Origin of the sequence: Cerasibacillus quisquiliarum (genome assembly GCF_014202495.1) — a bacterium.
Classification (GTDB): Bacteria; Bacillota; Bacilli; order Bacillales; family Amphibacillaceae; genus Cerasibacillus; species Cerasibacillus quisquiliarum.
Map to the genome: position 1 here is coordinate 90,436 of NZ_JACHHA010000008.1, position 11,486 is coordinate 101,921.

At 36.5% G+C, this 11,486-nt stretch carries 7 protein-coding genes and 1 pseudogene; 5 read left to right on the plus strand and 3 right to left on the minus strand.

What is annotated here, in order from left to right; translation table 11 throughout:
• The first annotated feature begins 78 nt into the window (after window positions 1-78).
• The gene (locus HNQ35_RS09905) at window positions 79-354 is read left to right on the plus strand and encodes a PepSY domain-containing protein (protein WP_146937952.1); all 276 of its coding nucleotides are present in this window, start codon (window positions 79-81) and stop codon (window positions 352-354) included.
• 220 nt (window positions 355-574) lie between these two features.
• Here the strand turns inward: HNQ35_RS09905 and HNQ35_RS09910 are convergent, their stop codons facing one another.
• Both HNQ35_RS09910 and HNQ35_RS09915 read right to left on the minus strand, forming a co-directional pair.
• Entirely contained in the window at window positions 575-1,270 is a 696-nt protein-coding gene (locus HNQ35_RS09910; protein WP_218026194.1) for an ABC transporter ATP-binding protein, read from the minus strand.
• Between the two features lie 30 nt (window positions 1,271-1,300).
• Window positions 1,301-3,895 carry an FtsX-like permease family protein gene (locus HNQ35_RS09915; protein ID WP_146937956.1) on the minus strand — a complete coding sequence of 865 codons (2,595 nt, stop codon included), beginning with the start codon at window positions 3,893-3,895 and terminating at the stop codon, window positions 1,301-1,303.
• A 296-nt stretch (window positions 3,896-4,191) separates the two neighbouring features.
• Here HNQ35_RS09915 and HNQ35_RS09920 point away from each other — a divergent pair, with 296 nt between their 5' ends.
• From HNQ35_RS09920 to HNQ35_RS09930, 3 genes and pseudogenes are all read left to right on the plus strand, one after another.
• Window positions 4,192-5,358 (plus strand): exonuclease SbcCD subunit D, encoded by a 1,167-nt coding sequence (locus tag HNQ35_RS09920; RefSeq protein ID WP_146937958.1) that lies wholly within the window; start codon window positions 4,192-4,194, stop codon window positions 5,356-5,358.
• Between the two features lie 15 nt (window positions 5,359-5,373).
• Window positions 5,374-8,466, plus strand: a complete 3,093-nt coding sequence (locus HNQ35_RS09925) for an AAA family ATPase (RefSeq protein WP_146937960.1) — start codon at window positions 5,374-5,376, stop codon at window positions 8,464-8,466.
• Window positions 8,467-8,577: 111 nt separating this feature from the next.
• A pseudogene (locus tag HNQ35_RS09930) lies at window positions 8,578-8,874 on the plus strand (nitric oxide synthase oxygenase); the annotation flags it as partial.
• 97 nt (window positions 8,875-8,971) lie between these two features.
• Here the strand turns inward: HNQ35_RS09930 and HNQ35_RS09935 are convergent.
• Window positions 8,972-10,060, minus strand: coding sequence for an acyl-CoA dehydrogenase family protein (locus HNQ35_RS09935; protein ID WP_146937964.1), 1,089 nt, complete (start codon window positions 10,058-10,060; stop codon window positions 8,972-8,974).
• 278 nt (window positions 10,061-10,338) lie between these two features.
• Between HNQ35_RS09935 and HNQ35_RS09940 the strand changes: the two genes are divergently transcribed.
• On the plus strand, window positions 10,339-11,486 hold a 1,148-nt coding region (locus tag HNQ35_RS09940), incomplete at its 3' end, for a hypothetical protein (protein WP_221261477.1).

Consider the following 11,486-nt stretch of genomic DNA (forward strand, 5'->3'; position numbering starts at 1 on the left):
ATATGGGCAGAAGCACACTTTAAGCTGAAGCGAATATAATGTTATCGTAAAAATGATTTTAGTAAATGGGGGAAAATGATGCAACAGAATCAATATTGGGGATTTCCAGAACAACATCTTCCATATCATCCACCTACAGCTCAGCCTGGATACCAGTGGTTTCGTCAAATTGTGATTGAGGATGCCATCGGTATCGCTCGGCAACAAGTTGCTGGAGAAGTTGTAAAGGCGGAATTGGAAAGAGAACATGGAAGATTGTATTATGAAGTTGATATTTTAGCCACGAATGGTAGGAAATATGAAGTGAAAATTGATGCAAATAATGGTGCTGTATTAGGTGTGGAATTAGATTAGAAGACTTACCTAAATCTACTTCAAAAAAAAGAGCAGTCCAATGAATCTTTTAGATAGTTGGACGCTCTTTATTTTTTACTCTTCATACAGTCCAAAAGCGATTTAATCTGTTTCCCAAGCCCCATATTAGGCCGCTATCCATTGTAAATGTGATCTAATATCGCTTTACATGCCCCTCAATCAATTCGCATTAACTGCTCATATGCTTTATAATCAAAACTTATTCGGCAACATACGTGTTTAAATTCCGATCTATTTTGGACAAATGTCCATTCCTTAGTTGATATGCGTCTTCGGTGTATTTGATTAGTTCTAGATAGTGTGTGACCATAACAATTGTTTTCTTGTCTTGTCGGTGGATTTTTTGAAAAAGTTCCATTATATTATTGGCTGTATCCTCATCTAAATTTCCAGTCATTTCATCTGCTAAAATAATGTCGGGTTGACTCATAAGGGCACGGGCTATGGCAATGCGTTGTTGCTCTCCGCCTGATAATTTAGCAGGGATATGATGGCGACGATCTTTTAACCCAACTTGTTCTATTAAATGTTCCGCACGCTCAATCACCTCTTTATTTTTCTTAAATTGGAGGATAGGTAGCATAATATTTTCAAGCGCTGTTAATGCTGGCAGTAATTGATACTGCTGGAAGATATAACTAATTTTGCGGTTACGTAGACGATTCCGTTCTTTATTAGTTAGTTGATTTACATGAACACCATCAATGATGATTTCTCCAGAAGTCGGTTCATCAAGGAGACCTATCACTTGTAATAAGGTTGTTTTACCCGAGCCAGACGGACCAATAATACTAACAAATTTTCCAGGATTAATGGATAGTGTTATATTGTCTAAGACATGCACGGTTTCATTTCTAGATGTATAAGATTTGGTGATGTTTTTTAAGTTAATCACTCGTTTCATCCTTTCTGTTCAAACAAAAATCTAGTGAAATTCACGTAAGCGATAACGATTAGAACGGAGCAATAATGTTACGACACTAATTAACAGACTGACACATAAACTAATAGCAATAAAAACAATGACATCTGTTATATTTAAAACAACGGAATCACTAAATGATGTTAGAAATAGATAACCACAAATTGCTCCGACAGAGACAGCCGCACCACTAATAAAAAACTCTTCCAAAAGATATAAAAATGCCCAGCGTTTTGTTTCCCATCCCCAAGCCTTGTAAAGTTGAATTTCTCCGATTCTAGCTTCTGTTTGATTAATATGGATCGCAATATAACTAAATAACGCCAGAAGAATGCCGATGGTAAATAATAGCCACTGATGGGCTTGTAAACTTACATCTACTCTTTCACCGAGGAAAGTAAGCACTAACAATGCCGATGCTTGTTGTTTAGATAATAGAAACAGTGAAACATAGAGTAAAGTAGCGATGATAATCACTGCTTTTGTCATACTACGAATCGGATGACGAATCATATTGCGAAAACTATATGACCATAATGTGTTACTCGGTCGCTGAGAAAGGATGGTCTTTTTCGTTTGGTTGGACCCCCGTAAATTTATGTGACGATCCAAATGACGAATAACTGGAATAATGTAAAGACAAATCATTGCGAATAAAGAAAGGAGTAGACTTACTATCATAGCGACTAGCATTTGTGTTGTGTTCCAGGCAGTGCCAATCGTAATATATAGAGTGATAAAGCAAATGGTGACTAAAAATAAAATACCAATCGATTCAAAAATTAATGATTGAATAATTCTCCATTTCGACCACCCGAATGTGTACTGAATGGTCATATCTCTTTTTCTGTTTTCCGTGTAATTTCGATAGATGAGACTTAGACCAATTAATCCCATTGCAACGATAAATATGGTAAGTAATAAGGTCGTTGAACTGACACGTTCTTCAATAACAAAGGAGGCGCCTTCTTCACTCCAACCTTCTAATAAATAACCGTAACCAGGAACACCATCAAAATCATCTAATAATACATGGACTTTACGGTCCGCACTGCCTAACATGATATCGACGTGTAGATTTGTTTCTTGGCGAATTTTTTCGGCAATATGTTCGACTTTAGCCATGCTTTCAGGACTTCTTTCTCCGGCTCCTTCAACAATGACACGAATAATGGAAATCGGTTTATCCCCGAGTAAATATTCAGCTGCTGCTAATGTTGTTATTGCATCAATACCGCCTGTATAATAACTATCTTTATATGGTGAACTTTGATAGACGTAGGGGGCAGCTAATTTAGTTCCCTTTGTATCATGTGTAACATAAACGTCCTCCGGTTGATAATAATCAGGAGAAACTGGCTTGTCGCTTGTTGTAAAATGATTCTCTAAGCGTGTGGCATCAAAGCGACCGATAATGTCAAAACTAAAATGTTTACTTAAATTAACAGATTCAGCTTGTCGGTAATTAATTTGTTCCTTACGTGTCGATTGTGGTATGGCTTCAACAACAGGAACCCCATTTATTAGCTCCTGATCTAGGTGTCTATATTGAAGTGGAGAAAAGTCTAAAATAGTACGTTGATTACTGAACCCAGGGTGACTTTCGTTATTTATAATCTTCCCGTTTTCCAGTTTTATCGAACCGATATTAAATAAATATGCTTCACTAAAAGGATTAAAATTGATATCAACTACTTTTTCACGTGGGCGTGATGCCAAATATTCTTTGCCACCTGCTTCAATTAAACGGTCCACATCTAAGTATTTCTCAGGAACGTCTATTTTATATATCGTTGATTGATAAAGCGTGTCATACGGTTGATTCAGTAAAATGAGTGGAATAATTGGAATGTCCTCTCGCTTTTGTATTGTGTGATGTCCATCAAAAAAATCCCCTTCAACGATGGCTTTGTCTAAATTTAATAGTTTAGCTTCTTCATCGGGATCAACGGCTACCATTGACCATGTACTACCATCTGTACGAAGAACGCTATTTGGAGGTTCGCTCGATAAATTCCATCGTCCCAATTCCCAAATGTCTTCAAAACGCTCAAATAAATGTTCCTCTTCATTCGAAAGAAACTGCGAGTAAGAAAGGTCAGCTAAAAAGTCTGGGGTAATATCGCGATACCGGTTACCGTCAAATACTTTTGTAGACTCTTCTCTGTAATAAAATCCGAAATCTTTAATGCCAAAGTCAATACTTAGTCCTTCATTTTCTACATTTCCAATAAATGTCAAAGGTGCCGCAACTTCAACACCATCAAGTGCTTTAATCCGTTCATATTGTTCACGTGTGATCCCACTGTGATGCTGTGCCAAATCCCCTCTTCTTACTAAACCGTCTAACACAGTATTTGAGTTCTCGCCCGTTTCACGTAAGTTTATTTTATGAGCCATCTCTTCCGTCTTCGGCCTAATCAGTAAATCATAACCCGTTCGCCAGTTTTTCGTTAATTGCTCCGTCGCTTGTACTTTTATATGTTCAGATGTTTGAAATGTATAAATAAATGCGAGACCAATTAATACGAGAATAACAATAATTGAAAGTGTGGAACGCCAGTAATACATAATACTTTTTAAAATGACTTTGTGCATGATATCCCCCTTTACTATTAGAATAATCTTTCACTTTTATAAGGTCATTTTAGCATAGTAACATAACAAAAACAACGAATATTCACAAAAATAAAACCATTTATGTGCATAAAAATACTAGAATTCAATCCCAAATTTTTTTCACAACATGATATAATAAAATATATATTTTATTTGCCACTTAACATCTCGTTCCTCTATTTTTATATGAAACCACTCAATGTATCATGCTTATCTACTAAATCTATATTCATTCCAAAAGGACGAAGGAAAATTTAATAAGAAGGAGAATCCATATGAAATTATTTCATACGGCTGATTGGCATTTAGGAAAATTAGTACAAGGTGTTTATATGACAGAAGATCAACGGTATATATTGCAACAATTTGTCCAAGCAGTTGAAGAGGAAAAACCGGATGCTGTCATTATTGCAGGTGATTTATATGATCGTTCAGTGCCGCCGACTGAAGCCATTCAACTACTTGATGAAGTGTTAAATACGATTGTGTTAAAACGAAAGACGCCCGTCCTTGCGATTGCAGGAAATCATGATAGTCCAAGTCGGTTACATTTTGGTAGTCGGTTAATGGAGACAAATGGCTTATTTATGGTGGGGAAATTTTCAAGAGATTTAGAACCTATCATTTTACATGATACGTTTGGAGAGGTTCATTTTCATTTAGTACCTTATGTGGATCCAAGTGTTGTGCGCAATGAATTTGAAGATGATAAGATTCGCTCACATAATGATGCCATGCGGAAGATTGTGGAACATATTCAAGCGAAAATGAATCCATCTGCAAGACATGTCTTTGTTGGACATGCATTTGTCACACCATATGGAGAGAAAGAAGCGAACACAAGTGATTCCGAACGTCCATTGTCGATTGGCGGTTCAGAATATGTAGAAGCACGACATTTTGAATCATTCCACTATACAGCACTTGGGCATTTACATCAGGCGCATTATGTTCAAGAAGAAACGATTCGCTATGCTGGTTCTCCATTAAAATATTCCATTTCTGAAGAGCGCCATCAAAAAGGTTTTTATGTTATTGAATTAAATAAGACAGGCGATGTCCATGTAGAAAAGCGACATCTTAAACCGTTTCGTGATATGCGTACAGTAGAAGCAACAATGGCGGAACTTTTAAAGCATCCTGAAAATGAAGATTATGTGTTTATTAAACTACTAGACGAAATGCCGGTTTTATCACCAATGGAAAAGGTTCGTTCTGTTTATCCGAATGCGATGCATGTTGAACGAAAGTATTTTCAACTTGGATTAAATCAGGAGAAAAGCGATGTCATTGAACGGGCGAAGATGTCTGATTTAGAGCTTTTTCGAGCATTTTATAAAGAGGTTAAAGGAACAGATGTTTCAGAGGAAACGGAAGCGATTTTTAAAGAAGTCCTTGATGCGTTTTTACAAGAAGAACGGGAACAAGTGCCAGTAAAATAAGGGAGGGTGAAATAAGTGAGACCATTAAAACTAACGATGCGAGCTTTCGGTCCCTATAAGAATCAAGAAACGATAGATTTTAATGAACTAGATGATCATCAATTATTTGTCATTTCTGGCAATACAGGTGCTGGTAAAACGACGATTTTCGATGCGATATGTTTTGCTTTATACGGTAGTGCGAGTGGTGAAGATCGCGAAAATCAAGCAATGTTAAGAAGTCAGTTTGCTAACGACGATATACATACATCAGTGGAGCTTCTATTTGAATTAAAAGGACGGACATATCGGATTTTCAGGCAACTCGGTCATATTAAAAAAGGGAATAAAACGAAAACCGGTGATCAGTATGAGTTTTTTGAAATTGTTGATGGAGAAGAAATCCCATGTGTTGATCGTCAAATTGTAACGGAAATTAATGAGAAAGTAGAAGCCTTGATGGGATTAACGGAAGATCAATTTAAGCAAATCGTTATGCTCCCACAAGGTGAGTTCCGTAAACTATTAACATCAGAAACAGAAAATAAAGAAGCGATTTTACGACGGTTATTTAAAACAGAACCATATAAACAAATTGGCGAACAATTACGCATTCGAAAGCAACAGTTGGAACAATCGTATCAAACTGAGAAGCAAACTTGTGATCATTATATCCATCAGCTGGCTTCACTACCAGAACGTAGTGACAGCCAACTGTTTCAAACTCTTAATGAAGAGCATTTTAATGTCTATCAAATATTAACCGGATTAGAAGCTGAACTAACCTATTATGAACAAAAGCTGGCTACTGATTTAGAAAGATATAAAGCAATTGAGAAAGAGCATCAACAAGCGAGTGAAATGTATTACAAGGCAAAAGCACTTCATGAAAAATTTGCTGAATATGAAGAGAAAACTAAACGTCTTAACCAATTGACAGATCAACAAGCATTGTATGAAGAAAAAGGAGAAGAATTAGAAGCCGCTGAGCGTGCTTATAATATAGAACCTTATGAAAAGCAAGTATTGGATTGGAAAGCGGATATTCTTCATAAGGGAACAGCTTTAGAAAAAGCAACCATACAATTAAATGAAGCGAAAGCTTACTATGAAAAAATGGAAAAACAATATAAATTAGAAGAAAATAAAGCGCCAGAACGCGAGCAAATAAAGCAGCAATTACATCGATTACAAGAGTTTCTACCGACAGTTGAAGCGATGGAAGAAATGAAATCTAAGTTAAACCGCCTAAAACGACAAGCTTTAAAGACGTATGAAAAGATTGAGCAAACTAAGACGCAACGTAAACAAAAGCAGGAACAGATTGAAACAATCGAAAGGTCCGTGCAACAATTAGATGAAGCGGTGAGTTCAATTGGGAAAAAAGAACAACAGCGCAATCAACTTCGCGAACAACATCGTCTTTTAACAAAACATATTCAATACACTGAAAAGAAACATCACTTAGAAAGAGTTGGAAAAGAGCAAAAGCAAACGTATATAAAACAGAAACAAGCTTATGAGACGCTTGAAGAAACGTGGCTGAAAAATCAAGCCGGTATGTTAGCTAGTCACTTACATGATGGTCAACCGTGTCCTGTATGTGGAAGTCTTTCACATCCTAATAAAGCAAGCGATGGAAAACATCTTGTCACTCGCGAACAGTTGGATCAAGCAAAACTATTATTTAAAAAAGTAGAAAATGATTATCGAACAACGCAAGTTGAATGGAAAAGAAATCAAGCAGAGCTTAAAGAGATTGAAAACGAAATTGTGACCGAATATAACATTTCTATTGAACATATTCCTACAGCCCGCGAGCAAATTATAAAGCAAGGTAAAAAACTAAGTGAAGACTTAGAGCGATTAGAGCGAGCTCAAGCCGAACTAAAAATCAAACGACAGCATCTTGAAAAGGAAAAGCAACAGCTTAAAGAACTTGAACAACAAAAAGAAACATTAGATAAAGTGTATCAAGAAGAACGCGAGCAATATACGGGTGAGAAAGCCGCTTATACGGAGCGACTTCGTGTTATACCAGAGGAGATGCGTTCACTGACAACTCTCAGGCAGCAAATCAAACAAGTTGAAGAGACGAAACAGGTATTAGAAGAAGCTTGGGAACATGTACAGAAACAATTACAATTAGCAAAAGAAAAAGTGACAACGACAGAAGTGAATGTTAAGCATGCTCGCCAACGATTAGCCGAAACGAAAGAAAAATATCAACAAGCAGAAGAACAATTTGTATTAAAATTAACAGAAGCTAAATTCTTATCTGCCTCTGAGTATCGGGAAGCAAAGAGAGAGGCATCTGTTCGTCAACAATTAAAAGCTGTTATTGAACGTTATAACGAAGAAGTTACATCGCTTACGAAACGGGTAGATGAATTAAAAGAACAGCTAAAAGATAAAGAAAACGTGCCGATTGTTAAGTTACAAGAAAAAGTGAAGCAACTTAAAGAGAAGTATGATGAAGCGTTTAACCAATTTAATGAAACAAAAGGATATTTACGAGATGGAAGACGTCAGTTCGAGCTTATTGAAGAGACGTACAAAAACATCCAGGAGATGGAAGGACAATTAAGCCGTATCACTGATTTATATGATGTCATACGTGGTCAAAATGATATGAAGTTGTCATTTGAACGCTTTTTGCAAATAGAGTATTTAGAACAAATTATTGATGCAGCAAACCAAAGACTTCGTCATTTATCACAAGGGCAATTTATGTTAATGCGTAGTGAACGTCAAGAATCGCATGGTCGTCAAAGTGGATTGGCACTAGATGTGTATGATGCGTACACGGGACAGACTCGTGATGTGAAAACATTATCAGGTGGAGAAAAATTCAATGCTTCGCTTTGTCTCGCACTTGGTATGTCAGATGTTATTCAAAGTTTTCAAGGGAACGTATCGATTAAAACGATGTTTATTGATGAAGGGTTTGGGTCACTTGATGAAGAATCATTGCATAAAGCGATTGATACACTTATCGAACTTCAAGAATCAGGTCGTATGATTGGTGTTATTTCTCATGTAAAAGAGCTTAAATCAATATTCCCAGCTGTTTTAGAAGTGAAGAAAAATAAAGAAGGTCATAGTGAAACGCATTTTATTACGAAATAACACGATAAAATGTCATATATTAGACATATTATTCTTCAGTCTCTTTTGTTAAAATAAGAAAGCATGGACTGGAGGAAACATCGAGGAAACATCATGGAAAATACGAAGCATCATCGATCACTTTGGAAAGATGAAGCGTTAGTCGCATTAAATCAGGCGGTGCTTGATTCTTATAAGAAATATGGCGTCACCATCGTTGATCATCATACTGCTGCCGAACAATTCCGGGTGTTCGAACAAAAAGAAGAATCTGCTGGTCGCCATGTCACAGGCAAATGGTCATGGCTCGTTCCACCAATGGCTCCATCGACAACACATATGTATTTTAAACCGTATGATAATACGTTAGTAACGCCGAACTATTTTTATCAAAAAATGGAATATCCAGATGTTCAAAAGAATACGTGAAAATGATTAAAACGCAGTTTAATTCATTTGAATTAGACTGCGTTCTGTTTATAACAAGAAGTGATTCAATTATATTCTGTTTATGTTTAGAAAGATTTTAATCGGGACGATATGCCAAATTGTCTTCGTCTACAATAGGTGTAAGAAAAGTATGTTGACTTGCAGTATGTAAGTCGCGCCAGATTTGATTAATCTCTGAATGCTTCATAATTGCTTTCATTCCGATAAAACGGAATAGGTTGTTTGCACATGTAAGCATTGTTGTAACAGCTCTTTTACAAACGGTTCCAAATGCTCGTTGTTCATCTTCTGATAGGTCCTTACCAGAAACGTAGTCTTGCCAAATATTTTTCACAGCATCATGAAAAGCCTGTTCGGCGTTTTTCCAACGTGCTGTTTCAGTTTCAATTTTTTCTATCATGACTTCATATCGACTCGGTTTACCGTGTTGCCAGTTTGATTTATTTTGCTCTGTAAATGATACCACTTCTTCGATGAAATGCTTGCCGATTCCTAATGTGATTGCTGCAAAAGAAGCTTCTGAAAAAGGGAGAAATGGGAATTGATGAATCGGTAACCCGTATTCATTCTTTGTTTCAAAAATCGAAAACGCACGTATTTCTGGTACAAACTGATTCGTAATACGAATCGTATGACTGCTCGTCTTTTCTAAACCAAAGGCATCCCAATCTTGTAAAACCTTAACTTGCTCTTTTTCAAAAATAAATGAGATGAGCTTTGAATCGTTTTTTATTCGACAAGTAGCTGTGAAAATGGAAGCATAATCAGAACCACTACAATAAAACCATTCACCATTAATGATATATCCCCCGTCTGTACGTTCAGCGATGCCAGCTGGGAATCCACTTCCTGCGATGACTGCATCTTTCGGTTGATAATAGGTTGATGCAGCTTCTTTGGTGAAGTTACGAGTAAACATTCCCCCACCTGAACCGACCGTCACAAGCCAGCCAAAACTTCCATCGACATAGGAGGCCTCTTGGAAGATTTGAACAGCTTCAGGTAATTCAAGTGCTTTTCCACCGAGAGACTTAGGAATAATCAGTTTAAATAATTGATTGTCTATCATATATGAAAGGACAGTGTTTGGGATAGATGTTTGATCAAGATGTTGCTTCATTTCATTTCTAATCCATTGAACGGTTTCTCTGTCTAATAATGACATATGATGATTCACCCTTTATGAATAGTTTTCTTTCATTATAGCAAATAATCATCTTCTTATTTCAGGTTATGGGAATGAATAAGTAGTAGTTAGATAGAAAACTTCACAAAAAATATCAATAAGAAGGATTTTCGTCATATATTATCGAATATTAATATATAAGCAAGTTATTCTACTAAATGCAAAAAAACATTTTCCTAAGATAATTCGATAAAATGATTGCTAAGTACAATGTAAGTAAAGGTGGAAAAGCACCAATAGAATAAAGGTGATGGTTTATGAAAGGGATACGTTTATTTACGAAAAAAACGATGATCATCATGATTACTGTGCTTATGCTTGTCATAAGCACAGTTTCTTACACATTATCAACATTAGTAGAGGCGAAACAACAAGTAACACAAGATATTACAGCCTACTCTCGAGGTACATATGATATCTTGATCAGACCAGCACAGGCTCGAACCAATCTTGAAAAACAACTTGGTCTCATTGAGGAAAACTATCTTGGAATTGGAAGCGGTGGTATAACGATAGACGAGTGGAAAGAAATAAAAAACCACCCGAAAGTTGATATAGCGGCTCCCGTTGCTTCAATTGGCTTGTTTACCGCAAGATTACGTTCTTGGATGCTTGAAAGAACGGAGCCATTCAAATACTATGAAGTCTATTATGAAACGAGTGATGGGTTAAATACTTATACATATAACGAAGATACCTTTGTTTATGATTTTATCGATGATTTCGATGATGAAGATTTTGATTTACTTTTGTATCCTTCTTCTTACGAAGTAGGAAACAATTATCTTGATTATGTTGCGGCACTTTTTGCCTTTCCCCCTTCTTATCATCAAGTAGTAGCGGTTGATCCAAAAGAAGAAGGGAGGTTAGTGAATGATGATTTAAGCTTACTTGAAGAAAAGGTTTATAATCATCGGGCTTATAAAAATGGCAAGCTGGCTATCCCAGTGCTAAGTCTAAAAGACGTCTCTGTCCCCAATACAATTAAACTGACAATCGACGACTTACATCAACCGACAGAAGAAGAGTTAAGAGAGTGGAGAAGTAAACATAAGGATGGGCTTGCTTTTCATACGTTAGTTGAAAAACCTGCTGATTATGAGCGATTCTTGGATAAATATATTCATAAAAAACGTATGCATAACAATGAAGTCTATGTATTTCATGCCCATGATGGTCCATCACCTTTTGAAGACAATCCATTTTTTGTTAATAAGGAAAAGAAACTTGTCGCAGATGATGGTACGGGAAAGGGCGAAGGGTATTTAAGTGGATTTTACAGAGATTTTAGCCAACGCATTGGCTATCAACTTGACCCAGTCGTTTATAATGTGATCGATAAGAAGCATTTGAGCGTTAAGCAGATGGGAATTGATGACAATTATGGCGCGCCGATTTATAGAAA